The organism is Bradyrhizobium sediminis (genome assembly GCF_018736105.1).
GTDB lineage: Bacteria > Pseudomonadota > Alphaproteobacteria > Rhizobiales > Xanthobacteraceae > Bradyrhizobium.
On sequence record NZ_CP076135.1, the window covers coordinates 5123018 to 5147946 of the forward strand.

20 protein-coding genes are annotated in these 24929 nt (G+C 64.7%); 12 read left to right on the forward strand and 8 right to left on the reverse strand.

The annotated features are described in order from the left end of the window. Positions 1 to 74: 74 nt before the first annotated feature. Both KMZ68_RS24415 and KMZ68_RS24420 read left to right on the forward strand, forming a co-directional pair. Positions 75 to 1040: a sugar kinase gene (locus tag KMZ68_RS24415; RefSeq protein WP_215616456.1), complete on the forward strand. Its 966-nt coding sequence runs from the start codon at positions 75 to 77 to the stop codon at positions 1038 to 1040. Positions 1041 to 1110: 70 nt separating this feature from the next. Beyond that, positions 1111 to 1614, forward strand: a complete 504-nt coding sequence (locus tag KMZ68_RS24420) for an Lrp/AsnC family transcriptional regulator (RefSeq protein WP_215613661.1) — start codon at positions 1111 to 1113, stop codon at positions 1612 to 1614. A gap of 129 nt (positions 1615 to 1743) precedes the next feature. Here KMZ68_RS24420 and KMZ68_RS24425 read toward each other — a convergent pair whose 3' ends face one another. The 4 genes from KMZ68_RS24425 to KMZ68_RS24440 form a co-directional block, all read right to left on the reverse strand. Then, the gene (locus tag KMZ68_RS24425) at positions 1744 to 3243 is read right to left on the reverse strand and encodes a phosphomannomutase/phosphoglucomutase (RefSeq protein WP_215613662.1); all 1500 of its coding nucleotides are present in this window, start codon (positions 3241 to 3243) and stop codon (positions 1744 to 1746) included. Between the two features lie 120 nt (positions 3244 to 3363). Next, a complete protein-coding gene (locus KMZ68_RS24430) occupies positions 3364 to 3882 on the reverse strand; it encodes a TIGR02281 family clan AA aspartic protease (RefSeq protein WP_215603876.1) in 519 nt (172 codons plus the stop codon). Positions 3883 to 4106: 224 nt separating this feature from the next. Further along, on the reverse strand, positions 4107 to 6596 hold the full coding sequence (hrpB, locus tag KMZ68_RS24435; protein ID WP_215613663.1) for an ATP-dependent helicase HrpB: 2490 nt from the start codon (positions 6594 to 6596) through the stop codon (positions 4107 to 4109). Positions 6597 to 6732: 136 nt separating this feature from the next. Further along, positions 6733 to 8052: a UDP-glucose dehydrogenase family protein gene (locus tag KMZ68_RS24440; RefSeq protein ID WP_215613664.1), complete on the reverse strand. Its 1320-nt coding sequence runs from the start codon at positions 8050 to 8052 to the stop codon at positions 6733 to 6735. 168 nt (positions 8053 to 8220) lie between these two features. Here KMZ68_RS24440 and KMZ68_RS24445 point away from each other — a divergent pair, with 168 nt between their 5' ends. Then, positions 8221 to 9288 carry an acyltransferase family protein gene (locus tag KMZ68_RS24445; RefSeq protein ID WP_215613665.1) on the forward strand — a complete coding sequence of 356 codons (1068 nt, stop codon included), beginning with the start codon at positions 8221 to 8223 and terminating at the stop codon, positions 9286 to 9288. A 140-nt stretch (positions 9289 to 9428) separates the two neighbouring features. Here the strand turns inward: KMZ68_RS24445 and KMZ68_RS24450 are convergent, their stop codons facing one another. Beyond that, positions 9429 to 10019, reverse strand: coding sequence for a hypothetical protein (locus KMZ68_RS24450; protein ID WP_215613666.1), 591 nt, complete (start codon positions 10017 to 10019; stop codon positions 9429 to 9431). A gap of 149 nt (positions 10020 to 10168) precedes the next feature. On the opposite strand from KMZ68_RS24450, the gene polA reads away from it, so the two are divergent. The 3 genes from polA to KMZ68_RS24465 are packed head-to-tail and all read left to right on the forward strand — an operon-like array spanning position 10169 to position 14514. Then, the gene (gene polA, locus KMZ68_RS24455; RefSeq protein ID WP_215613667.1) at positions 10169 to 13204 is read left to right on the forward strand and encodes a DNA polymerase I; all 3036 of its coding nucleotides are present in this window, start codon (positions 10169 to 10171) and stop codon (positions 13202 to 13204) included. A 56-nt stretch (positions 13205 to 13260) separates the two neighbouring features. Continuing rightward, a complete protein-coding gene (locus KMZ68_RS24460) occupies positions 13261 to 13824 on the forward strand; it encodes an NADPH-dependent FMN reductase (RefSeq protein ID WP_215613668.1) in 564 nt (187 codons plus the stop codon). Between the two features lie 54 nt (positions 13825 to 13878). Next, a complete protein-coding gene (locus KMZ68_RS24465; RefSeq protein ID WP_215613669.1) occupies positions 13879 to 14514 on the forward strand; it encodes a LysE family translocator in 636 nt (211 codons plus the stop codon). A 116-nt stretch (positions 14515 to 14630) separates the two neighbouring features. On the opposite strand, the gene KMZ68_RS24470 is transcribed toward KMZ68_RS24465, so the two are convergent. Next, a complete protein-coding gene (locus tag KMZ68_RS24470; protein WP_215603884.1) occupies positions 14631 to 15257 on the reverse strand; it encodes a glutathione S-transferase family protein in 627 nt (208 codons plus the stop codon). Positions 15258 to 15439: 182 nt separating this feature from the next. On the opposite strand from KMZ68_RS24470, the gene pyrE reads away from it, so the two are divergent. Next, a complete protein-coding gene (gene pyrE, locus KMZ68_RS24475) occupies positions 15440 to 16003 on the forward strand; it encodes an orotate phosphoribosyltransferase (RefSeq protein WP_215613670.1) in 564 nt (187 codons plus the stop codon). A gap of 315 nt (positions 16004 to 16318) precedes the next feature. Further along, the gene (locus KMZ68_RS24480; protein ID WP_249779464.1) at positions 16319 to 17077 is read left to right on the forward strand and encodes a DUF2865 domain-containing protein; all 759 of its coding nucleotides are present in this window, start codon (positions 16319 to 16321) and stop codon (positions 17075 to 17077) included. A gap of 123 nt (positions 17078 to 17200) precedes the next feature. Here the strand turns inward: KMZ68_RS24480 and KMZ68_RS24485 are convergent, their stop codons facing one another. Continuing rightward, on the reverse strand, positions 17201 to 17632 hold the full coding sequence (locus KMZ68_RS24485; protein ID WP_215613672.1) for a hypothetical protein: 432 nt from the start codon (positions 17630 to 17632) through the stop codon (positions 17201 to 17203). 174 nt (positions 17633 to 17806) lie between these two features. On the opposite strand from KMZ68_RS24485, the gene KMZ68_RS24490 reads away from it, so the two are divergent. From KMZ68_RS24490 to rocF, 4 genes are all read left to right on the forward strand, one after another. Further along, positions 17807 to 18100, forward strand: coding sequence for a GIY-YIG nuclease family protein (locus KMZ68_RS24490; protein WP_215613673.1), 294 nt, complete (start codon positions 17807 to 17809; stop codon positions 18098 to 18100). A 451-nt stretch (positions 18101 to 18551) separates the two neighbouring features. After that, on the forward strand, positions 18552 to 21041 hold the full coding sequence (locus KMZ68_RS24495) for a glycogen/starch/alpha-glucan phosphorylase (RefSeq protein WP_215613674.1): 2490 nt from the start codon (positions 18552 to 18554) through the stop codon (positions 21039 to 21041). Between the two features lie 176 nt (positions 21042 to 21217). After that, complete coding sequence (locus tag KMZ68_RS24500) at positions 21218 to 22039, forward strand: acyl-CoA thioesterase (protein WP_215613675.1); 822 nt, start codon at positions 21218 to 21220, stop codon at positions 22037 to 22039. Position 22040: 1 nt separating this feature from the next. Next, complete coding sequence (gene rocF / locus KMZ68_RS24505) at positions 22041 to 23009, forward strand: arginase (protein ID WP_215613676.1); 969 nt, start codon at positions 22041 to 22043, stop codon at positions 23007 to 23009. A 72-nt stretch (positions 23010 to 23081) separates the two neighbouring features. Here rocF and KMZ68_RS24510 read toward each other — a convergent pair whose 3' ends face one another. Further along, the gene (locus KMZ68_RS24510; RefSeq protein WP_215613677.1) at positions 23082 to 24695 is read right to left on the reverse strand and encodes a phosphoenolpyruvate carboxykinase; all 1614 of its coding nucleotides are present in this window, start codon (positions 24693 to 24695) and stop codon (positions 23082 to 23084) included. Positions 24696 to 24929 lie beyond the last annotated feature (234 nt).

Genomic DNA, 24929 nt, shown 5'->3' on the forward strand with positions numbered 1-24929 from the left:
CGCCGCATGGCTCGATCGATTAACTCCGGACCAGGGTTCCGGGACAACGCGGAACCGGCATGACGGATTCCCGCATGAACTTTCACGCCGCCGCGCCGAAGATTCCGCCGCGCATCCTCTGCATCGGCATGCCGGTGCGCGACCTGACGTTCCGCGTCAGCGGCGTTCCCGCGCGCGGTTCCAAGGAGAACGCCAGCCATTTCGACGAAATCTGCGGCGGCAACGCGCTCAACGCCGCGATCGGAATCGTCCGCCTCGGCGGCCGCGCCACGATCTGCGGCCCGACGGGCGACGCCCGCGAGGCCTCGAGCCGCTTCATCTTCGAAAAACTAGCCCATGAGGGCATCGAAACCCGGCACATCGTGCACATGCCGGGACTGGTGACGCCGATCTCGTCCGTCATGGTCGATCCGAGCGGCGAGCGCACCATCGTCACCTTCCGCGATCCGGAACTGTGGAAGGTCCGCCTGCCCGACACGGAAACGCTGCTGGAGGATTGCGCCGCCATCCTCACCGAGAGCCGCTGCGCGGAATTCTGCACCGATCTGTGCGCCGAGGCGCGCCGGCGCGGCATCCCCGTGATTGTGGACGTCGATCGCGCGATGTCGCTGCGGGAAGGCCTGCTCACCGCATCTTCCCACCTGGTATTCTCGAGCGAGCCGCTGCAGGAGACCGCCGATGTCACCGATGACGGCCAGGCGCTGAGGAAGATCGCGAAGCTGACGCCGTCGTTCCTGGCGGGGACGCGCGGGCCGAAAGGCACAATCTGGCTCGACGAGCAGGGCCGCCTGCAGGAGACGCCGGCCTTCCCGGTGCACACCGTGGATACGCTCGGCGCCGGCGACGTATTCCATGGCGCGTTCGCGCTCGCGATCACCGAACGACAGGAATTGCGGCAGGCGCTCCGCTTCGCTTCGGCCGCGGCGGCCTTGAAATGCACCCGCTTCGGCGGCGCCTTTGCCGCCCCGCAACGCGCTGAAGTGGAACAGCTTTTGGGCCAGGGCCAGGCCGCCGCCAATCCGGCTCAAGACGGCCAATGACGGGCTTGTCTTAGAAGATTTTTCTCTATATGAGGGACACAAACCTCAAATATGGAAAAAAGTTCTTCCCATGACCGACCTCGCCACCCAGGTTATCGAGCCCAACCGCCGCCTCGACGCCATCGACCGCAAGATTCTGACCGTGCTGCAGGAGGACGCCTCGCTCTCGGTCGCCGAGATCGGCGACCGCGTCGGCCTGTCCTCGACACCGTGCTGGAAGCGGATCCAGCGGCTCGAGGCCGACGGGGTGATCCTGCGCCGGGTCGCATTGGTCGACCAGAACAAGATCGGGCTCGGCATTACCGTGTTCGTCTCGGTCGAGAGCTCAGATCATTCCGAGGCCTGGCTCAAGACCTTCGCCAGCGCCGTCAGCGCGATGCCGGAGGTGATGGAGTTCTACCGGATGGCCGGCGACGTCGACTACATGCTGCGCGTCGTGGTCGCGGACATGCAGAGCTATGACGTGTTCTACAAGAAGCTGATCGGTGCGGTGCCGCTGAAGAACGTGACGTCGCGCTTTGCGATGGAAAAGATCAAGTCGGTCACCGCATACCCGGTGCCGGCGGCGGCGTAGCTAGGCCGATCGATCCCATACTGCCGTCATCCGCGGGCTTGACCCGCGTATCCATCATTCTTCAATAGGCGTTTCATGACAGATGGATTGCCGGGTCAAGCCCGGCAATGACGAGTTGGAGCGCGCCGCTCAAATCGTCTGATTGTATTCGCCGACCTCGGGATGGGTGCGCAGCACCACATTCATCGCTTCGAACAGGTCATGCATACGCTGTTCGGAAACCGGGCTCTCTACCACCACCACCAGTTCCGGCTTGTTGGATGACGCCCGCACCAGGCCCCAGCTACCATCCTCGACGGTGACTCGCACGCCGTTGACGGTGACGAGATCGCGGATCTTCTGTCCCGCCACCTTCGCGCCCTGCTTCTGCATCGCCTCGAAATGCTTCACCACGGCGTCGACCACGCCGTATTTGGTTTCGTCGGCGCAATGCGGCGACATGGTCGGCGACGACCAGGTTTTCGGCAGCGCCTCCTTCAGATCCGCCATCGACTTGCCGGGCGCGCGATCGAGCATCTCGCAGACCGCTATCGCCGAGAGCAGGCCGTCGTCATAGCCGCGGCCGAACGGCTTGTTGAAGAAGAAATGGCCGGATTTCTCGAAGCCCGCCAGCGCGCCGAGCTCGTTGGTATGACGCTTCATGTAGGAGTGGCCGGTCTTCCAGTAGGTGGTGTTGGCGCCTTGCGCCTGCAGCACCGGGTCGGTCGCGAACAGCCCGGTCGATTTCACGTCGACCACGAACTGCGCGTTCTTGTGGATCGCCGACATGTCGCGGGCCAACATCACGCCGACCTTGTCGGCGAAGATCTCCTCGCCGGTATTGTCGACCACGCCGCAGCGGTCGCCGTCGCCGTCGAAGCCGAGGCCGACATCGGCCTTGTGCTCCAGCACCGCGTTGCGGATGGCGTGCAGCATTTCCATGTCTTCGGGGTTGGGGTTGTATTTCGGAAAGGTGTAATCGAGCTCGGTGTCGAGCGGCACTACCTCGCAGCCGATCGCCTCCATCACCTGCGGCGCGAACGCGCCCGCGGTGCCGTTGCCGCAGGCGACCACGACTTTCAGCTTGCGCTTCAGCTTCGGGTGCCTGGTCAGATCGGCGATGTAGCGCGCCGGGAAATTCTCGTGAAACTGATAGGAGCCGCCGGCCTTGTTCCTGAAGTCGGCGTTGAGCACGATCTCCTTCAGCCGGGTCATCTCGTCCGGCCCGAAGGTCAGCGGCCGGTTGGCGCCCATCTTGACCCCGGTCCAGCCATTGTCGTTATGCGACGCCGTCACCATCGCGACGCAGGGCACGTCGAGCTCGAACTGCGCGAAATACGCCATCGGCGTCATGCACAATCCGATGTCGTGAACCCTGCAGCCCGCGGCCTGCAGCCCCGAAATCAGCGCGTATTTGATCGAGGCCGAATAGCCGCGGAAATCGTGCCCGGTGACGACCTCCTGCTTGACGCCGAGCTCCGCGATCAGCGCCCCCAGCCCCATGCCCAGCGCCTGGATCCCCATCAGGTTGATTTCCTTGCCGAACAGCCAGCGCGCGTCATATTCGCGAAAGCCGGTCGCCTTCACCATCGGCTCGGATTCATAGGCATAGGTATTCGGAACCAGCGCGGATTTCGGCTTCGGAAACATTCAGGCCTCGTGGTGATACGCAAAAGGAACGCACCGCAGCCATAGCGAATGCGCGGGCGCGGCGAAAGGCGGGATAATGGCTTCTGGCGATTAATTGCGGCGGATTGGCAGCGAAGCTGCCTATTGCTCAAGCACCAGCCTGCCGTTCGCATACTCAAACCGCTTCAGCTTCGACAGGAACGACAGGCCGAGCAGGTTTTCCGACAGCGCCTCGTCGGGCAGCACCATGGCGTCGACGTCGCGCACCACGAGGCCGCCGAGTTCGACCATGGCAAGCCGCGTGCGCGCCGCCTTGATGGTGCCGTTGGCGGTGGAAACGGTGGCGTTGTAATCGCTGCGTGAGGGGCGGAAACCGAACCGCGCCGCCGACTTCTCGTTCAGCGCCACCACCGATGCGCCGGTGTCGACCATGAAGCCGATGCGCTGGCCGTCGATCCGGCCCTCGGTCTGGAAATGGCCGCGGGCGTCGCGCGGAATGCTGAGGCTGCGGCCGCCCGTCTGCGCCGGCATTTCGACCGCGGCGGTTTTCCGGGATGCATTGCTGGCGAGCGCGGGAGAGGCCGTCATCTTGTCGGCCATCTGCGCCATGATGGTGCCGAGGCCGACCATGAACGCGGCAATAATCATAATGTTACGCATCACGCCACACTCGCTGAGAAGACCGCGATTTCACCACATCCGCCGCTCACCCGCGACTGAAGGCGGCGGCGGAGCCTGCCATTTTGGCGAAAAGGATGAGCGAAGTGTTAACGGAGACTCAATGCTGTCATGCCCGGACTTGATCCGGGCATCCATCCCCTTCGCAAGAAACGCTTCATGAGATGACGGATTGCCGGATCAAGCCCGGCAATGACAACCCTAAGTCAAGTTCCCCGCGGCTTGACCCGCCGCGTCGGCGCCGCGTGAGCGGGATCTTCCGGCCAGGGATGCCGCGGATAGCGCCCGCGCAAGTCGGAACGCACCGCGGCATAGCTGCCGCGCCAGAACCCCGGCAGGTCGCGTGTCACCTGCACCGGCCGGTGCGCGGGCGACAGCAATTCCAGCACCAGCGGCACCGCGCCTTTGGCGATCGACGGATGGGTGTTGAGCCCGAACAATTCCTGCAAGCGGACCGCAATCGTCGGCCCCTGCTCGGCCTCGTAATCGATCGCAAGCTGGGTGCCGGTCGGAGCCTCGAAATGCGTCGGCGCTTCCCTCTCCAGTCGCGCGCGCAATTCCCAGGGCAGCAGGCCCATCAGCGCATCGGACAGCTCGCCGGCCGAAAGATCCTTCAGCGCCGCCTTGTCGTAGAGAACAGGCGCCAGCCATGCCTCGCGCTGCGCCGCCAGCGCGCCGTCGGACAAATCGGGCCAGGAATGCTGTGACGTGTCGCCTTCGGCCTTGCGCAGAAACATCACGCGGTCGCGCCATTGTTTCAGCGCTTTCGACCATGGCAGTCTGTCGAGCCCGGCGGCGACCAGCCCGTCGGCCAGCACCCGTGCGGTATCGGCCGACGGCTGCAGCGCTAAGGGGGCCTCCGACAGCGTGATCGCGTGCAGCGTCTTCCTGCGCCGCGCCCGCAACGCCATCGCGCCGCGATCGAAGGAAATTTCGTCCGCGGTCTCGATCTGGTCGGCAAAGCGCAGCTCGATCTCGGCCTGCGTGATCAGGGCAGCCAACAGGATGCGGCCCTGCGCCGCGGTGCCGGTCAGTTCGGCGACCGCGATATAGGGCGCACGCGCCAGCGCGGACGTCTGGTCCACGGCGGCGCCGCGGCCGTTGGCCAGCACGAAGGAGCCATTGCCGCGGTTCTTCGCGACCCGGTCGGGAAAGGCAAAGGCGAGCATCACGCCGGTTGAAGGCGAAGTATCCTCGCCGGGCCGCCCCTCCGTGGCCGCCACCTGCTGTGCCCAGCGCCGGGCGAGGCTGCGCGCGCTGGAAGCGCGTTGCGAGCGGTCGCGGCGGAACTGGTCGAGCCTGAAATCGAGGTCGGCGCTGTCGCCGCCGAGCCCGCGCTCGGTCAGGATGGCGGCGATGTCGGCGGCTTCCTCGCCGGCGCCCAGCCGATGCGAATCCACGATCATGCGCGCCAGCCGCGGCGGCAGCGCCAGCGCGCGCAGGCTCTTGCCTTCCGCCGTGATCCTTCCGTCGGCGTCGAGCGCGCCAAGTTCATGCAGCAGGCTTTTCGCTTCCTTCAGCGCCGGCGCCGGCGGCGGGTCGAGAAACGCCAGCGTCGCGGGGTCGCTGACGCCCCATTGCGCGAGGTCGAGCACCAGCGACGACAGATCGGCGGAAAGGATTTCGGGCTGGGTGTAAGCGGCGAGCGAGGCGGTCTGCGGCTCGTCCCATAGCCGGTAGCAGACGCCGGGCTCGGTGCGCCCGGCGCGGCCCCGGCGCTGATCGACCGCGGCGCGCGAGGCGCGCACGGTTTCCAGCCGCGTCAGCCCGATATCGGGCTCGTAGCGCGGCACCCGCGCCACGCCGGAATCGACCACGATGCGCACGCCCTCGATGGTCAGCGAGGTCTCCGCGATCGAAGTCGCCAGCACCACCTTGCGATGACCCTTTGGGGCGGGCGCGATGGCGCGGTCCTGCACCCCGGCATCGAGCGCGCCGAACAACGGCACGATTTCGATCGAAGCGTCGTGGACGCGCTCGCCGAGGAAATTCTGGGTGCGGCGGATTTCGGCAGCACCCGGCAGGAACGCCAGCACCGAGCCGGGATCGGCGCGCAGCGCCATCGCGATCGCATCCGCCATCTGCCGCTCCAGCGGCGCATCGGCCTTGCGGCCGAGATAGCGGGTCTCGACCGGAAAGGCACGGCCCTCGCTGGCGATAACTGGCGCGTCGCCGAGCAGTTTTGCCACCCGCGCGCCGTCGAGCGTCGCCGACATCACGAGAATGCGCAGATCCTCGCGCAGACCGGTTTGCGCGTCACGCGCCAGCGCGAGGCCCAGATCGGCATCGAGCGAGCGCTCGTGGAACTCGTCGAACAGCACGGCGGCGACGCCCGACAGTTCCGGATCGTCGAGAATCTGCCGCGAGAAGATGCCCTCGGTGACGACCTCGATTTTCGTCGCGCGCGATACTTGCGAGCCGAAGCGGACGCGGTAGCCGACGGTGTCGCCGACGCGTTCGCCCAATGTCTTTGCCATGCGCTCGGCGCTGGCGCGGGCCGCGATCCGCCGCGGCTCCAGCACGATGATCTTCCTGTCGGCTATCCAGGGCGCATCCAATAGCGCCAGCGGCACCCGCGTGGTCTTGCCGGCGCCTGGCGGCGCCACCAGCACCGCTGAGTTGTCAGCCGCGAGCGTGCGGGCCAGCTCGTCGAGAACCGCGTCGATCGGGAGGGGCGTGTCGAAGCTGCGGGGCAAGGTCTCTCACCAACTCGTCATGCCCGGCCTTGCGCCGGGCATCCACGTCTTCCTTGCGCGAGAAGACAAGACGTGGATGGCCGTGACAAGCACGGCCATGACGGAAATCGTCATTGTGCGAGAGCGCAAAGAGGCCTCACCCCCGCGGCTCGGCCGACCGCCCGACGCTCTCATAGATGAAGCCGAGCGCCGCCATTTCCTCGGGGCGATAGATGTTGCGGAGGTCGACCACCACGGGATGCGCCAACTCGCTCTTCAGCCGTTCCAGATCGAGGGTGCGGTACTGCACCCACTCGGTCACCACCACCATGGCGTCGGCGCCGCGCACGCAAGTGTAGGGATCGTCGCAATATTCGATGTCGGGCAGTTCACGGCGCGCCTGCTCCATGCCGACCGGATCGTGCGCGCGCACCTTGGCACCGAGGTCGAGCAAACCGGTCACCAGCGGGATCGACGGCGCCTCGCGCATATCGTCGGTGTCGGGCTTGAAGGTGAGGCCGAGCACGGCCACCGTCTTGCCGCGCAGGCTGCCGCCGGCCGCATTCGCGACCTTGCGCGCCATCGCGCGCTTGCGGTTGTCGTTGACCCCGAGCACCGCCTCGACGATCCGCAGCTGCACGTCATGATCGAGCGCGATCTTGACCAGCGCGCGGGTGTCCTTGGGAAAGCACGAGCCGCCGAAGCCGGGACCGGCATGCAGGAATTTCGAGCCGATGCGGTTGTCGAGCCCGATGCCGCGCGCGACTTCCTGCACGTCGGCGCCGACCTTTTCGGCGAGATCGGCGATCTCGTTGATGAAGGTGATCTTGGTGGCGAGGAAAGCGTTGGCGGCGTATTTGATCAGTTCCGCGGTGCGCCGCGCCGTGAACATCAGCGGCGCCTGGTTGAGCGACAGCGGCCGGTAGATGTCGCCAAGCACTTTTTGCGCGCGGGTATCCGAGGTGCCGATCACGATGCGGTCGGGAAACTTGAAGTCGCGGATCGCCGCACCCTCGCGCAGGAACTCCGGATTGGACGCCACCACGACGTCGGTGGCCGGATTGGTTTCGTGGATCAGGCGCTCGACCTCGTCGCCGGTGCCGACCGGCACGGTCGATTTGGTGACGACCACGGTGAAACCATCCAGCGCCGCGGCGATCTCGCGCGCGGCGGTATAGACGTAGCTGAGGTCGGCATGGCCGTCGCCGCGCCGCGACGGCGTGCCAACGGCGATGAACACCGCGTCGGCCTCGGCGACCGGCACTGCCAGGTCGGTGGCGAAATCCAGCCGCCCGGCCTTGACGTTGGACGCCACCAGCATATCGAGCCCCGGCTCGAAAATCGGGATTTCGCCGCGGCGCAGGCTGGCGATCTTGTCGGCGTCCTTGTCCACGCAGGTGACGTGATGGCCGAAATCGGCAAAACAGGCGCCGGAAACCAGCCCCACATAGCCCGTGCCGATCATGGCAATACGCATCTCAAAACCCGTCGATAATGGTTAATTCGAAGCCCGATTTCGAGGCGGTCTTTAAAGCATTTCCGGCCCGAGGGGAAACCGGAAGGTTCCGGAAAACCGGCATATCCTTTGAATGAATAAAGGAGAACGAAACCGATTCCGCCGATGATGCGGCGAAAAGGGACACCCATGACCACAAACGGCACATCCGCAGGCGCAACGCGTCCCATCCAGTCAATGCCCGGCCGCATCGACTGGGTCGACTACGCCAAGGGCATCTGCATCGTCATGGTGGTCATGATGCATTCGGTGCTGGGCGTCGAGGCGGCGGCCGGCCAGACCGGCTTCATGCACATCCTGGTCGCCTTCGCCAAGCCGTTCCGGATGCCGGATTTCTTCCTGATCTCGGGCCTGTTTCTCGCGGTCGTGATCGACCGCGACTGGCGCACCTATCTCGACCGCAAGGTGGTGCACTTCGCCTATTTCTACGTGCTTTGGGTGACGATCCAGTTCGGCTTCAAGGCGCCCTCCTTCGCCGCCGAGGCGGGCTGGGCCCATGTCGGCTTGCTGTACCTGGAATCCTTCATCGAGCCGTTCGGCACGCTGTGGTTCATCTATCTGCTGCCGGTGTTCTTCGTCGTCACCAAGGCGAGCCGCAAGCTGCCGCCGGCCCTGATCTGGGGCGTCGCGGCGCTGCTGGAGATGGCGCACATCTCGACCGGGTGGACCGTGATCGACGAGTTCTGCGCACGCTTCGTCTATTTCTATTCCGGCTACCTGTTCGCTGGCCTGGTGTTCGCTTGGTCGGACCGCGCGCGGGCGCGTCCTGCGTGGGCGCTCGCGGGCCTCGCGCTCTGGGCGCTGGTCAACGGCAGCCTGGTCGAATTGGGCTTCAGCGAATGGCCGCTGGTCTCGCTGGCGCTGGGGCTTGCGGGCGCTCTCGCCATCGTCACCGCGGGCACGCTGCTGGCGCGCGCGCACTGGCTCAATTTCCTGCGCTATTGCGGCGAGCATTCCATCGTCATCTATCTGGCGTTCTTCCTGCCGATGGCGACGACGCGGACGCTGCTGCTGAAAACCGGCTTGATCCACGATATCGGGACGATCTCGCTTGTAGTTACCGTGGTCGGCATCGCCGGCGCGCTGGCGATCTGGCGGATCGCGCTGAAGTCCGGGGCCAACTTCCTGTTCGAGCGCCCGGCCGCGTTCTGGATCGCGCCGAAGAAGGCTCGCCCGACGCTGCAGCCGGCGGAGTAATCCTCCCGCTCGCACCACCCACAACTGTCATCGCCCGGCTTGACCGGGCGACCCAGTACGCCGCGGCCTAACCGCATTTCTCCAACGCCTCTGGAATACTGGGTCACCCGCTTTCGCGGGTGACGACAACCTGCGTGTTGTCACGCCCCCTCGATCTTCACGCCAGTCTTCATCTGCGTCAGCTTGGCGCGGAACGCCTCGGCGTCGCCGAAATCGGCAAAGCCCTGGTAATACGGATGCGGGCCGAGCACCCGGCGGGCATGCTTGATCGGACACCAGTAGATCTCGGTGCGCGCCGCCACCTCGCGCATGAAGGCGAACGCGCCGTTGACGTAGGAGCAATAGGCGCAATTGATTTTTTCGATGGCGTTGAGATAGGCGAGGTGGTGGCGGTCGAACACCAGGTAATCGCGGCGGCGCACCTTCGGAATCTTGTAGACCGGAAAGCAGATCGCCTGAAAGGCCATGACGCAGAGATCGACCAATACGATCGGGATAACCAGCAGATAGATCACCGGCGCACTCAGGATCATCAGCGGATTGGCGTCGAGCAGATAGCGCGTCACCCGCGTCTTGAACTCGCGGTGGATCCGCAGCACCTCCCGCTCGAACACGATCCGGCGGTTTTCGAGGTGAAAGCGCAGCTCCTCCCGCCGTTTGGCCAGTTCGACCTCGATTTCGGCCTGGACCTGGTGCAGCTTCTCCGTGAGTTCGTCGAGTTGCGTGGCCATATCCGTTCCTTCGGTCCGACTGTCCCCGCACGGGGACACGGAACGGCGCCCATTGCAACTCCTGCTGGGATGGCCGGCCGGACACAAAAATCGCGGCACAACCGCCGCCAAAGGCTGTCAATTCGCGCAAAAATCCCTAAGTTTCGGCCATGCCTAAAACATCCCCCAAAGCCGCTGCCAAACCCGTTGCCGTCAAGGCGCCCGCCAAGGGCGACCATGTCTTTCTGGTCGACGGCTCCTCCTATATTTTCCGCGCCTATCACGCGCTGCCGCCGCTGAACCGCAAATCCGACGGTCTGCAGGTCAATGCCGTGCTCGGCTTCTGCAACATGCTGTGGAAGCTGCTGCGCGACATGCCGCCGGACAACCGGCCGACGCATCTCGCCATCGTGTTCGACAAGTCGGAAATCACCTTCCGCAACAAGCTCTATCCCGACTACAAGGCGCACCGGCCGCCGGCCCCGGACGATCTGATCCCGCAATTTTCGCTGATCCGCGAGGCGGTGCGCGCCTTCGACCTGCCCTGCCTCGAACAGGGCGGCTTCGAGGCCGACGATCTGATCGCGACCTATGCCCGCGAGGCCGGCGAGCGCGGCGCCACCACCACCATCGTTTCCTCCGACAAGGACCTGATGCAGCTCGTCACCGACAAGGTGACCATGTACGACACCATGAAGGACCGCCGCATCGGCATCCCCGAAGTGATCGAGAAATTCGGCGTGCCGCCGGAGAAGGTGGTCGAGGTCCAGGCGCTGGCGGGCGATTCCACCGACAATGTGCCGGGCGTGCCCGGCATCGGCGTCAAGACCGCCGCGCAACTGATCGCCGAATATGGCGACCTGGAGACGCTGCTCAAGCACGCCGGCGAGATCAAGCAGCCGAAGCGGCGCGAGGCGCTGATCGGGAATGCCGAGAAGGCGCGGATCTCGCGGCAGCTGGTGCTGCTCGACGACAAGGTCAAGCTCGACGTGCCGCTGGCCGAGTTGGCGGTACATGAGCCCGATGCGCGCAAGCTGATCGCGTTCCTGAAGGCGATGGAATTTTCCACCCTCACCCGCCGCGTCGCCGAATATTCGCAGATCGACCCCTCGGACGTGGAAGCCGACGCGAGGAACGCCAGCGGCGCCAGCGGCAAATCGGCAGGCTCTTCGCCGCCTCCCCCGCGCGCGGCGGAAGGCGATCTTTTCGGCGATCAGGCTCCGCCTGGTTCCGCCAACGGCAAGAGCGGTGCCTCCGCCGTCGGAAAAGAGGGCAAGCCGGATAGATCGAACGTCGTCCTGACGCCCCATGCGCTCGCCGCCGCCCGCGCCGAAGCCGCGCGCAAAACGCCGGTCGATCGCAACAAGTACCAGACCATCCGCAGCCTCGATCAGCTCAATGTCTGGATCGCGCGGGTCCATGACGTCGGCTATTTCGCCATCGAGGCCAAGGCGAACTCGATCGACCCGATGCAGGCGGAGATGTCGGGCATCGCGCTGGCGCTGGCGCCGAACGACGCCTGTTACGTTCCGCTCGCCCACAAGGCCTCCGGCGACGGCGCCGGCCTGTTCGCCGCCGGCCTTGCGCCCGACCAGATCAGGGCGGCCGACGCGCTGGAGGCGCTGCGGCCGCTATTGGAATCGGCGGGTATCCTGAAGATCGGCTTCAACATCAAGTTCAACGCGGTGATGTTCGCGCAACACGGCATCACCCTGCAAAATCACGACGACGCGCAGCTGATGTCCTACGCGCTCGATGCCGGCCGCAATTCGCATGCGCTCGATGCACTGTCCGAGCGCTGGCTCGGCCACGCCATCATCAGCCATGGCGAATTGACCGGCAGCGGCAAGGGCAAGCTCGCCTTCGATCAGGTCGCGATCGACAGGGCAACCGCTTATTCGGCCGAAGATGCCGACGTGATCCTACGGCTGTGGCAGGTATTGAAACCGCGCCTGGTCGCCGAGCGCATGGCCACCGTCTACGAGACGCTGGAACGGCCGCTGATCTCGGTGCTGGCGCGGATGGAGCGGCGCGGCATCTCGATCGACCGCCAGGTGCTCTCGCGGCTGTCGGCCGATTTCGCCCAGACCGCGGCGCGGGTCGAGGCCGAAATCCAGGAGATCGCCGGCGAGCCGGTCAATGTCGGCAGCCCCAAGCAGATCGGCGATATCCTGTTCGGCAAGATGGGCCTGCCCGGCGGCACCAAGACCAAGACCGGGGCGTGGTCGACCACCGCGCAGGTGCTCGACGATCTCGCCGAGCAGGGCCACGACCTCCCGAAGAAGATTCTCGAGTGGCGGCAGGTCTCGAAACTGAAATCGACCTATACCGACGCGCTGCCGACTTACTTGCACCCGCAGACCCATCGCGTCCACACCACCTATGCGCTGGCGGCGACCACGACGGGGCGGCTGTCGTCGAACGAGCCGAACCTGCAGAACATTCCGGTGCGTACCGAGGACGGCCGCAAGATCCGTCGCGCCTTCATTGCTTCCCCCGGCCACAAGTTGGTGTCGGCGGATTATTCGCAGATCGAGCTGCGGCTGCTCGCCGAGATCGCCGATATCCCGGTGCTGAAGCAGGCCTTCAAGGATGGGCTCGACATTCACGCCATGACGGCCTCGGAAATGTTCGGCGTGCCGATCAAGGACATGCCGGGCGAGGTGCGCCGCCGGGCCAAGGCGATCAATTTCGGCATCATCTACGGCATCTCGGCGTTCGGGCTCGCCAACCAGCTCGGCATCGCCCGCGAGGAGGCCTCCGCCTACATCAAGAAGTATTTCGAGCGCTTTCCGGGCATCCGCGCCTACATGGACGCGACCCGGGATTTCTGCCGCAGCCACGGCTATGTCGAAACCCTGTTCGGCCGGAAGTGCCATTACCCCGACATCAAGGCTTCCAACGCCTCGATCCGCTCGTTCAACGAGCGCGCCGCGATCAACGCGCGCTTGCAGGGCACTGCCGCCGACATCATCCGCCGCGCCATGACGCGGATGGAGGACGCGCTGGCCGAGAAAAAGCTCTCGGCGCAGATGCTGCTGCAGGTCCACGACGAGCTTATCTTCGAGGTGCCCGACGAGGAAGTCGCCGCGACCTTGCCGGTGGTGCAGCATGTCATGCAGGACGCGCCGTTCCCCGCAGTGGTGCTGTCGGTGCCGCTGCATGTCGACGCGCGGGCGGCGAACAATTGGGACGAGGCGCATTGAGCGTTTTCAGCGCGCCGAAAGCCCAAACCAGCCTGCAACCCCACCGTGGACCACCGATGAAAATCATTGCGATTTCCGGCAGCCTTCGCGCTGTCTCCTTGAACACCGCAGTACTTCACGCCGCCGGCCGCCTCGCTCCTGCCGGCGTGGAAATCGAGGTCTATGAAGGAATCGGGCAGCTTCCCTTCTTCAATCCCGACCTCGATGGCGAACGCCTGCCCCGGCAAATCGCCGATTTTCGCAACATTATCGGAACAGCCGACGGACTCCTGATCTCCAGCCCCGAATACGCCCGTGGCGTCGCCGGGGTGACAAAGAATGCGCTCGATTGGCTGGTGGGCAGCTTCGAATTTCCGAACAAGCCGGTGGCGCTGATCAATACTTCGCCGCGAGCGACCCACGCGCTGGCAGCTCTGACGATCACGCTCGAGACGATGTCGGCGCGGCTCGTCAAGGACGCGTCGATTACGCTGCCGTTGCTCGGCACGGTGAACGACGCGGATAGCATCGCGACGAATCCCGAGTTTGCCGGCCCGCTCCGGAGCGCGCTCGAGATCTATGTTCGTGCGCTCAGGGCTATCGCGAAAGAAGAATTGCACTCGGAGCAATTTACGAAATGACATCGCGACATCGCACGCGGTAGAAACCGCGCGAATTCACTTCGCGAGTCTCCCATGCCCGACCTCACCTCCCTGCTCGGCTTTGCCCTGGTCGCGCTGACCATGGTGCTGACGCCGGGGCCGAACATGATCTACCTGATCTCGCGTTCGATCACGCAGGGGCCGATGGCCGGCATCATTTCGCTCGGCGGCGTCGCACTCGGCTTCGTGTTCTACATGCTGTGCGCGGCGCTCGGCATCACCGCGCTGTTGTTCGCGGTGCCGTTCGCCTATGACGCGCTGCGGCTCGCCGGCGCCGCCTATCTGATGTGGCTGGCGTGGCAGGCGCTCAAGCCGAACGGGCGCTCGCCGTTCCAGGTGCGCGAACTCGCGGTCGATCCCCCGCGCAAGCTGTTCGCGATGGGCCTGTTCACCAACCTGCTCAATCCCAAGGCCGCGATGCTCTATCTGGCGCTGCTGCCGCAGTTCATCGATCCGGCTCACGGCAGTGTGCTGACGCAGTCGCTGGCGCTCGGCTTCACGCAGATCGCGATCAGCGTCAGCGTCAACGCGCTGATCGCGCTGGCCGCCGGCTCGATCGCGCTGTTCCTCGGCACCAGGCCGAGCTGGCTTCTGGTGCAGCGCTGGCTGATGGGCACCGTGCTCGCCGGGCTGGCGGTCCGGATGGCGCTGGAGACGAAGCGGGCGTAGCGCGCTCGTCATGCGCGGGCTTGACCCGCGCATCCATCGTCTGCGGCAGCAGACATGAAATTTGGTCGAAGGGGATGGATTGCCGGGTCAAGCCCGGCAATGACACTGAATAGAACTCAATCCAGCTTTGCTTCCATGCCGCGCTTGACCGCCGGCCGCGCCATCAGGGCGTTGTACCAGCGCTCGACATTCGGAAAATCCTTCAGCTCCACCTTGTGGCGCGGATGGCGCCAGGCCCAGCCGAGAATGGCGAAGTCGGCGACCGACAAGGGTCCGGCGACGAATTCGTTGGTCGCCAGGCGGCGGTCCAGCACGCCATAGAGCCTTCGCGTCTCCGCCATGAAGCGCTTCAGGCCATAGGCGCGATCCGTCTCGTTCTCCAGCGCGATGAAATGATGCACCTGGCCCGGCATCGGCCCGAAGCCGCCCATCTGCCACATCAGCCATTCATAGACGGGAATGCGGTCGATCAGGGGGACGGGCAGGAACTTGCCGGTCTTCTCGCCGAGATAGAGCAGGATGGCGCCGGATTCGAACACGCTGACCCGCTTGCCGCCGGGGCCGTCGGGATCGACGATCGCGGGAATCTTGTTGTTGGGGCTGATGGCGAGAAATTCCGGCGCCATCTGCTCGCCCTTGCCGATGTTCACGGGAAATACCTTGTACGGCAGCCCCATCTCCTCCAGCGCGACCGAGATCTTGCGGCCGTTCGGCGTGTTCCAGGTGTAGAGCTCGATGGTCATTTTCGTCGTCTCCCCCGCGAAGCGGGGTATTCAGTAGCCCGGAACCCCGGGGGGTTACAACCGCTGCTGCCGCCGGTGCCAATAGGGACACCATGCGTTGTTGACGGAACGAGATCGGCGCTGGAATGTGCCCGCGGCCGCCGATAGATTGCGCCCGCCCCTCCCCAATCAAGAGCAACGCCTTGTCCAAATCAGCCTCCCGCGCCCGCCTCGCCGAGATCATCCGCAAACGCTCGTTCGGGCGCGGCGAAATCACGCTGGCCTCGGGCCGCAAGAGCGATTTCTATTTCAACCTGAAGCCGACCATGCTCGATCCCGAAGGCGCGACGCTGCTGGCGGAACTGACCTTTGAGGCCCTGAAGGACGATAACCTGGATTATGTCGGCGGCCTCGAAATGGGCGCGGTGCCGCTCGCCGGCGCGATCGCGCAACTGTCCTGGATCAAGGGCCATCCGATCGCGGCGTTCTTCGTGCGCAAGAAGCCGAAGGAGCACGGCGCCCGGCTCGCGGTCGAGGGATTGGCAAAAGGCGAGAGCCTGCAAGGCAAGCGCATCGTCATCGTCGAGGACGTCACCACCACGGGCGGCTCGGCGCTGAAGGCGGTGGAAGCGGTGCGCGACGCCGGCGGCGAGATCGCGCTGGTCTTCACCATGGTCGACCGCGAGGAAGGCGCCAGCGAAACCTTCGCGCAAGCCGGCCTGAACTTCCGCTCGCTCTACAAGGCCAGTGAATTTCTGAAGGGCTGACAACCCCAATTGCTTTTCTTCTTACCTCTCCCGCTTGCGGGGGAGGTCGACGCGCTCGCAGAGCGCGGCGGGTGGGGGCTCTCACCGTTCACACCGCATTCTCGTCGGACACCCCCACCCCAACCCTCCCCGCAAGCGGGAGAGGGAGAACATCCGCATTTCTTTTCGGCAATCTCTTCTCCCGGTCACCGCTCGTTTACCATCCCGCACTAATGTGAATCCGTGCCGAGGCGCGTATCGCTGCGGCCGGTCTTGTTGCGTCGGGTGGAGTTTGCGTTGCGTAAAGAGTTGAGTGTTCAGCGCATGCGGCGCCGCATGATGCTTGTTGCCGCCGCCGCGCTCATGGGCTCGCTTGCCCTGGCGCCGCGCGTCGCGTCCGCCGAAGGCCTGTTCGATTTCTTTTTCGGCGGCGCCCAGCGGCAGCAGGCGCGCCAGGCCCCGCCACAGGCCAATTTCTTTGCCGATCCGTTCAACCAGAACCCGCAGATGCCGGCGCCGCCGCAGCGCGTCGCGTCGGGTTCCGGACCCGCCTTTTGCGTGCGCAGCTGCGACGGCAAGTATTTTCCGCTGATGCGCGGCAATGCCTCGCCGGCCCAGATGTGCCAGGCGTTCTGCCCGGCAAGTCCCACAAAAATCTTCTTCGGCAGCAGCATTGACGGCGCATCCTCGGCGACCGGCGAGCGCTATGCCGACAGCGAAAACGCCTTCGCCTATCGCAAGGCGCTGCGCGCCGACTGCACCTGCAACGGCCGCAACCCTGCAGGGTTGGCCCCGGTCGATCTCACGCTCGACAATTCGCTGCGGTCGGGCGACGTGATCGCCACCACCAGCGGGCTGGTGGCCTATACCGGCGTTCGACTCGGCGCCGAGCAGGCGGCCGAATTCACGCCGGTGGCCTCCTATCCCGGCCTCACCGCCGACGTCCGCGCCCGGCTCGGCGAGATGAAGGTAGCGCCGGTGACCGCGGAAATGGTCGCCACATCCGCGCCGGAAGCGAGCCGCGAGGTCGCGCTGCCCGCGACCTCGGTGCCGAAGACGGTTTCGACCAGAGACAAGCGCGCGGAAGCGAATTGATCATCACTCCCTCATGGTGAGGAGCACGGCAACGCCGCGCGTCTCGAACCATCTGGCATGCAATCCGACTCATCCTTCGAGACGGCGCTGACGCGCCTCCTCAGGATGAGGCCACCGCAAGAATCACCGCCCGACGATGACGCCGATCACGTTCGGCGCCGACAGATATTTCTCCTCGATCTCGGCGCGGGCCGCGGCGCGGTTTTCCGGCGTCAGCAGGCCGCGCTTTTCGGCCAGGATCATCCAGCAATAGCCCCACCAGTCCGTCAGCATCCCCTCGTCGTCGACGAGGTCGTAGCCCTGTTCGGCGGCGAAGATCCGCGCATGCGCTTCGTCGAGCGAATCGAGGAAGACGTGATCCTGGTCGGAAAACAGATCGTCGCTGAAATCGTCCGTGGTGTAGCCCCACACCGACATGCAGACGGCGTTGAATTCGCGGTCAATCGCGTCGTCATCGACGATCCTGCGGCGGGAGGCCTGATGCAGCCGCGACAGCGACCGGGCGAAGTCGGCGATGCGGGTGAGCGCGAATTGATCGAAGGCGATGGTGGACATGTAGTCCTCACAGGCTTGGACAGACCATAGATATTGTGTCGACAGCGCGTCGAATCACTATGATATATCAAAGACTTGCTAAAGTGTTCTTAATTTGTTCCGATCGACCGTTGTCGTCCCGGCGAAGGCCGGGACCCATAACCACGGATGTCACAGGCGTGCGGAGTCGTGCCAATGTGCAGGGTAAACGCATACTACGTCTACATCCTCGCCAGCGGCCGGCACGGAACGCTCTACATCGGCGTCACCAATAACCTGCGGACAAGGCTTGAGCAGCATCGCAGCGGTCGCGGCTCGGAATTCGTCAAAAAATATGGCGTGTACCGTCTCGTCTATGTGGAATCGTTCACATCGGCGCCGGAGGCGATCGCACGCGAGAAGCAGCTGAAGAACTGGCACCGCAATTGGAAAATCCGCTTGATCGAAGAAGACAATCTCGACTGGAGCGACCTGTCCCACCTACTTTGAAGAGCGGTGGTTATGGGTCCCGGCCTTCGCCGGGACGACGAAGGAAAGCGCGATTCCTGTTCAAGATCTCACATCGCCGACAGCATCTTATCCCCGCAATATTTGGCGTAGAACTTTCCGCCGCACCGCCGCTTGATCGCTGCGCAGCGGGCAGCCGGCGAGGCGTTTTTCGCGACGCTGAAGGAACAGCTCAGGCCGTCGGCGCTCTTGATGGCGCGGCTCTCCCCTAAGCTATCGCAGTCTCTCGTCTTTCGGATGAATCATAGCACCGGCGCGAGCTGGCGCGGAGGCGGTCAAATCGGCCCGGTCCTTGCATAAAATCATGCCAACGCAGTGCACAATGGTGCCCCCGGCGGTTTCGATGCCTGTGCGAGGCGCGTATCATTTTGCCGGGGCTCGAAGAAGGATTTGAGATTTGCCAGGTCAATCTTTCCCAGGGAATTTTCCGGCGATGGGCCAGCCGGTCGACGAGCTGGCGCTGGCCGAGATCAAGAGCGCGATCCTCGTCAAGCTCACGCTGGCGGTCGGCAAGGACGCCGGCATCGCGACCACGCGCGACTGGTACAAGGCGGCGGCGCTGGCGCTGCGCGACCGCATCGTGCACCGCTGGCTGATCACGGACAAGCAGAGCTACGACGAAGGCCGCAAGCGGGTCTATTACCTCTCGCTCGAATTCCTGATCGGCCGGCTCTTCACCGACGCGCTGAACAATATGGGGCTGTTGCCGGTGTTCGAGACGGCGCTGGGCGATCTCGGCGTCGGACTGTCGGACTTGCGCAAGTGCGAGCCGGATGCGGCGCTCGGCAATGGCGGTCTCGGACGGCTGGCGGCGTGCTTCATGGAGAGCATGGCCACGCTGGCGATCCCCGCCATCGGCTACGGCATCCGCTACGATTTCGGCCTGTTCCGCCAGATCATCCACGACGGCTGGCAGCAGGAATATCCGGACGAATGGCTGTCCTTCGGCAACCCCTGGGAATTCCAGCGGCCGGAAGTGGTCTATCACGTGCATTTCGGCGGCGGTGTCGAACATGTCGAAGTCAAGGGCCGCGACCGCGCCATCTGGCATCCGGCGGAAACCGTCAAGGCCGTCGCCTACGACACCCCGATCGTCGGCTGGCGCGGCCAGCACGTCAACGCGCTGCGGCTGTGGTCGGCGCGCTCGGCCGATCCGCTCAATCTCGACGTCTTCAACACCGGCGACTATCTCGGCGCCAGCGCCGAGGAGGCGCGCGCCGAATCGATCTGCAAGTTCCTCTATCCGAATGACGAGAGCCCGGCGGGCCGCGAGCTGCGGCTGCGCCAGGAATATTTCTTCGTCTCGGCCTCGCTGCAGGATCTGGTCAAACGCCATCTTTCGTCCGACGGGCAGTTGCGCGGGCTGGCGACGAAGGCCGCGGTGCAGCTCAACGACACCCATCCGAGCCTCGCCGTCGCCGAGCTGATGCGGATCCTGGTCGACCTGCACAATTTCCGCTGGGACGAGGCGTGGAAGATCACGGTGGCGACGCTGTCCTACACCAACCACACGCTGCTGCCGGAGGCGCTGGAGACCTGGCCGGTCGAACTGTTCGAGCGCATGCTGCCGCGCCATCTCGAAATCATCTACCGCATCAACGTCAACCATCTGGCGCTCGCCGACGAGCGCTGCCCCGGCGATGACGATCTCAAGGCCTCGGTGTCCCTGATCGACGAGAAGTCCGGCCGCAGGGTGCGGATGGGGCAGCTGGCGTTCGTCGGATCGCACCGCATCAACGGCGTCTCGGCGATGCATTCGGACCTGATGAAGGAGACCGTGTTCCACGATCTCAATCATCTCTATCAGGGGCGCATCACCAACAAGACCAACGGCATCACCTTCCGCCGCTGGCTGATGCTGGCCAATCCGAAGCTGACCGAGCTGTTGCGCGAGGCCTGCGGCGAGGCGGTGCTCGACGATCCCTCCCGGCTCGGGCTGTTGGAGGCCCGCGCCGGCGACAATGCGTTCCAGCAGCAGTTCCGCGCCGTCAAGCATCACAACAAGGCGGCGCTGGCGCGGCTGATCGGCGAACGCCTCAACGTCAAGATCGACCCGTCGGCGCTGTTCGATATCCAGATCAAGCGCATCCACGAATACAAGCGGCAGCTGCTCAACATCCTCGAGGCCGTGGCGCTCTATCACGCGATCAAGGACGACCCGCAGCGCGACTGGGTGCCTCGGGTGAAGATCTTCGCCGGCAAGGCGGCGGCGAGCTATCGCTACGCCAAGCTGATCATCAAGCTGATCAACGACGTCGCCGAGATCGTCAACAACGACCCTGCGATCGGCGGCAAGCTGAAGATCGTATTCCTCGCCGACTACAATGTCAGCCTCGCCGAAGTAATCATTCCCGCCGCAGATCTCTCCGAGCAGATTTCGACCGCGGGCATGGAAGCCTCCGGCACCGGCAACATGAAACTGGCGCTGAACGGCGCGCTGACCATCGGCACGCTGGACGGCGCCAATATCGAAATCCGCGACCATGTCGGCGCGGAAAACATCGCGATCTTCGGCATGGAGGCGATGGATGTGGTGGTGCGGCGCAAGCAGGGGCTGGATGCGACCGACGTCATCCGGCGCTCGCCGCAGCTTTCGCGCGCCATCAGCGCGATCGGGTGCGGCGAATTCTCGCCCGGCGACCCCGACCGGTTCGAATCGATCGCGCACGCGCTGCGCCATCACGACCATTACATGGTCAGCGCCGATTTCGACTCCTATTACGAATGCCAGCGCGGCATCGACGCGCGCTGGCAGGTGGCGCCGGCATGGACGCGGGCTTCCATCCTCAACGTGGCGCGGATGCCGTGGTTCTCTTCCGACCGCACCATCCGCGAATATGCCGAGGAGATCTGGAACGTGCCGGTGCGCGGTGCCCTGCCGCGGATCCTGCAGGAACCGGGCGCGCAGCGCGGCGCCGGCTAGGAGAGAGGACCATCCCGAACCACTACCTCGCACGTCATTGAATTCGGCCGCGCCGGCATGATAATGCGCGAACCGCAAGAGCGTCTTTGCGAGGAGCGAAAGCGACGAAGCAAACCATACTTGCTTTGTCGCTTCTGGGTTGCTTCGCTTCGCCCGCAATGACGGAAAGTACTGGAATGCTGACGAAAACCCCGCACCTTTTCGACGAGGCCACGCGCGTGACCGCCGGCGACAGCCGCTGGCAGGGACAGACCAGCGAGGATTACTGGGCCTTTGTCGGCCCGTTCGGCGGCGCCACCGCCGCGACCATCCTGCGGGCGCTGCTGGATCATCCGGAGCGGGCTGGCACGCCGCTCGCCATGACCGTGAATTATTGCGCGCCGATCGCAGCTGGCGGGTTCGACCTCGACGTTCGCCTGATCAAGGCCAACCGCTCGTCGCAGCACTGGTGCGTCGAGCTGACGCAAGGCGGCGGCGAGGTGGCGACGCTGGCCACCGCGGTGTTCGCCGAACGCCGTCCGTCATGGACGCACCAGCCCGCGCCGTTTCCGCAAGGCTTGCCGTTCGAACAGATCCGGCCCTATCCCAAGATCGAGGCCACCTGGGCCAATCAGTATGATTTTCGCTTCATGGAGGGCAACCCGGATTTCAGCGGGACGGCGCCGCCGGCCGAGCCCGCGAGCGCCTATTCCAAACTATGGATCGGCGACCGCGTGCCCCGGAAGATCGACATGCTGTCGCTGACAGCGATGTCGGACGCGTTCTTCGGACGGGTCTTTCATGCGCGGCGCCAGATGGTGCCGTTCGGCACTGTGTCGCTGACGACCTATTTTCACGCCGACGCGGACGATCTTTCGGCTGAGGATACTACCCGCGTGCTCGCGGTCGCCGACGCCAAGATCTTCCACAAGAGCTATGGTGACCAGAACGGCGAATTGTGGTCGCCGAACGGGCGCCTGCTGGCGACCACGACCCAGATCGCGTATTTCAAGGCCTAGAATGTCCGAACCCAACAAGCCGCGCATCGCCCTGCTCGGCGTTCCCATCGAGATCGGCGCGTCGCAGCGCGGCACCCTAATGGGACCGGATGCGCTGCGGACGGCGGGCATTGGCCGCATGCTCGATCAGCTCGGATTTGCCGTCGAAGATCACGGCGACCTCGAGATGACAGCGGCCGCAGCGTCCGACGACCCAGCGCCGGCCAACGCCAGGTTTTATGACAACATCAAAACCTGGATTTGCGCGCTCAGCGAGCGCGCCTTCCTGCTCGCCCGTTCCGGCGCGGTTCCAATCTTCATGGGCGGCGATCACAGCCTGTCGATGGGATCGGTGAACGGCGTCGCGCGTTACTGGCAGGAACTGAACCGGCCGCTGTTCGTGCTGTGGCTCGACGCCCATGCCGACTACAACACGCCCGACACGACCGAGACCGGCAACATGCATGGTATGTCGGCGGCGTTCCTGTGCGGCGAGCCCGGCCTCGATCGCCTGCTCGGCGACCAGCCGCGGGTCTCGATCAGTCCCGACCGGCTCGATCTGTTCGGAATCCGCTCGATCGATCCGCTGGAGAAGAAACTCGTCGGCGAGCGTCCGATCGCGGTCGCCGACATGCGCGCGATCGACGAGTTCGGCGTCGGCGTCCTGATCCGGCGGGTGATCGAAAAGGTGAAGGCGCATAACGGCGTCCTGCATGTCTCCTTCGATGTCGACTTCCTGGATCCGGCGGTGGCGCCGGGCGTCGGCACCACCGTGCCGGGCGGCGCCACCTATCGCGAAGCGCATCTCGTGATGGAGCTGTTGCACGATTGCGGATTGGTCCGCTCGATCGACATCGTCGAACTCAATCCGTTTCTCGACGAGCGCGGCCGCACCGCACGCGTCGCGGTCGAACTGGTCGGCAGCCTGTTCGGCATGCAGATCACCGACCGCCGGACGCCGAGCAACGCGGTGCTGCCGGATGATAGCTGAGGGACTGGAACCGAACAAAAAAGGGCGGCCTCGCGGCCGCCCTTTTGATTCACGAAATCGATCGTCCGAAACTCACTCCGCCGCGAGCTTGAGATCCGGTGCGGCGGCGCGGACGTCGGCGTCGACCTGGGCTTCGAACTTGGCGAAGTTCTTCTGAAACATGCCGACCAGCGCGCGCGCCGTCTTGTCGAACTCGGCCTTGTCCTTCCAGGTGTTGACGGGATCGAGGATCTCGCTCGGCACCCCCGGCAGCGCGGTCGGCACCGCAAAGCCGAAGAACTTGTCGGTGCGGAATTCGACATTGCGCAAGCTGCCGTCGAGGGCTGCGGTCAGAAGCGCGCGGGTCACCTTGATCGGCATCCTGGAGCCGGTGCCGAACTTGCCGCCGGTCCAGCCGGTGTTGACCAGCCAGCAATCGACGTTGTGCCTGGCGATCAGCTCGCGCAGCATGTTGCCGTACACCGACGGATCGAGGGGGAGGAACGGCGAGCCGAAGCAGGTGGAGAATTCCGGCTGCGGCTCGTTGCCGAGGCCGCGCTCGGTGCCGGCGACCTTGGCGGTATAGCCGGACAGGAAGTGATACATCGCCTGCGCCGGGCTCAGTTTCGCGATCGGCGGCAAAATGCCGAACGCGTCCGCCGCCAGCATCACCACGTTCTTCGGGTGGCCGGCGCGGCCGGTGCGCGAGGCGTTGGGGATGAAGTCGAGCGGATAGGCCGAGCGGGTATTCTCGGTCTTCGAACCGTCGTCGAAATCCGGCACCCGCGTGTCTTCGTCGAGCACCACGTTCTCGAGCACGGCGCCGAAGCGCTTGCTCGCGGCGTGGATCTCGGGCTCGGCTTCCTTCGACAGCTTGATGCATTTGGCGTAGCAGCCGCCCTCGAAGTTGAAGACGCCCTCGCTGCCCCAGCCGTGCTCGTCGTCGCCGATCAGCGTGCGCTTCGGATCGGCCGACAGCGTGGTCTTTCCGGTTCCGGAGAGACCGAAGAAGATGGCGCTGTCGCCCTTGGGCCCGACATTGGCCGAACAATGCATCGGCATCACGCCCTTGGCCGGCAGGTAGTAGTTCAGCGTGGTGAACACGCTCTTCTTCATCTCGCCGGCATAATGCGAGCCGCCGATCAGGACGATCTTGCGGGCGAAGTCGATCGCGACCACGTTCTCCGAACGCACGCCATGGCGTTTCGGATCGGCGCGGAAGCTCGGCATGTCGATCATGGTCAGCTCGGGCACGAAATGCCTGACCACTGCGGCCTCGGGCCGGATCAACAGCGTACGGATGAACAGCGAATGCCAGGCGAGTTCGGTGAACACGCGGGTCTTGATCTGGAAGTTCGGATCGGCGCCGCCGTAGAGGTCCTGCGCGAACAGCGTCTTGCCTTCGGCGTGCTTGAGGAAGTCCTGATACAGCGCCTCGAACTGCTCAGGCGTGATCGACTGGTTGCCGCCCCACCACATGTTCTCGGTCGAGGCGTCGCGCACCGTGAACTTGTCCTTCGGGCTGCGGCCGGTGAAGTCGCCGGTGTCGGCGCACAAGGCGCCATCGGCGGACAGCACCGCTTCCCCCGCCGACAACGAATACTGGTAGAGCTGCGGCGCGCCGAGATTCCAGTGCACCTGCTTGAGATTTCTTAAGCCGAATTTGTCGGCGCCGAAGGCACCGTTGCGTATTCCCGTCTCTTGCACTGGAAGAATCCTCCTGGAACCCGCGTATCTCCAGCGCGAATGCCGACAAACGCGCCGCTGTCGCGGTGACCTTCTATATAGCCTTCCGGCCATGTCCGGCGACCTAATACTTATGAACACCGGGCTTGCCAAGCCGATGCCGCGATATTTGGTTTATTCGAAGGCGACTCGTTGAGGCCGCTCATGGCGCGCCGCAACGCGAGCCAAACCGGCCGATATTCAAAGGTTTGGACG

Bases quoted from the DNA above. Each gene is read 5' to 3' on its own strand.
- KMZ68_RS24415 (WP_215616456.1), top strand. From the start codon at position 75: ATGAACTTTCACGCCGCCGCGCCGAAGATTCCGCCGCGCATCCTCTGC.
- KMZ68_RS24420 (WP_215613661.1), top strand. From the start codon at position 1,111: ATGACCGACCTCGCCACCCAGGTTATCGAGCCCAACCGCCGCCTCGAC.
- KMZ68_RS24425 (WP_215613662.1), bottom strand. From the start codon at position 3,243: ATGTTTCCGAAGCCGAAATCCGCGCTGGTTCCGAATACCTATGCCTAT.
- KMZ68_RS24430 (WP_215603876.1), bottom strand. From the start codon at position 3,882: ATGCGTAACATTATGATTATTGCCGCGTTCATGGTCGGCCTCGGCACC.
- KMZ68_RS24440 (WP_215613664.1), bottom strand. From the start codon at position 8,052: ATGCGTATTGCCATGATCGGCACGGGCTATGTGGGGCTGGTTTCCGGC.
- KMZ68_RS24445 (WP_215613665.1), top strand. From the start codon at position 8,221: ATGACCACAAACGGCACATCCGCAGGCGCAACGCGTCCCATCCAGTCA.
- KMZ68_RS24450 (WP_215613666.1), bottom strand. From the start codon at position 10,019: ATGGCCACGCAACTCGACGAACTCACGGAGAAGCTGCACCAGGTCCAG.
- polA (WP_215613667.1), top strand. From the start codon at position 10,169: ATGCCTAAAACATCCCCCAAAGCCGCTGCCAAACCCGTTGCCGTCAAG.
- KMZ68_RS24460 (WP_215613668.1), top strand. From the start codon at position 13,261: ATGAAAATCATTGCGATTTCCGGCAGCCTTCGCGCTGTCTCCTTGAAC.
- KMZ68_RS24465 (WP_215613669.1), top strand. From the start codon at position 13,879: ATGCCCGACCTCACCTCCCTGCTCGGCTTTGCCCTGGTCGCGCTGACC.
- KMZ68_RS24470 (WP_215603884.1), bottom strand. From the start codon at position 15,257: ATGACCATCGAGCTCTACACCTGGAACACGCCGAACGGCCGCAAGATC.
- KMZ68_RS24480 (WP_249779464.1), top strand. From the start codon at position 16,319: ATGATGCTTGTTGCCGCCGCCGCGCTCATGGGCTCGCTTGCCCTGGCG.
- KMZ68_RS24485 (WP_215613672.1), bottom strand. From the start codon at position 17,632: ATGTCCACCATCGCCTTCGATCAATTCGCGCTCACCCGCATCGCCGAC.
- KMZ68_RS24490 (WP_215613673.1), top strand. From the start codon at position 17,807: ATGTGCAGGGTAAACGCATACTACGTCTACATCCTCGCCAGCGGCCGG.
- KMZ68_RS24495 (WP_215613674.1), top strand. From the start codon at position 18,552: ATGGGCCAGCCGGTCGACGAGCTGGCGCTGGCCGAGATCAAGAGCGCG.
- KMZ68_RS24500 (WP_215613675.1), top strand. From the start codon at position 21,218: ATGCTGACGAAAACCCCGCACCTTTTCGACGAGGCCACGCGCGTGACC.
- rocF (WP_215613676.1), top strand. From the start codon at position 22,041: ATGTCCGAACCCAACAAGCCGCGCATCGCCCTGCTCGGCGTTCCCATC.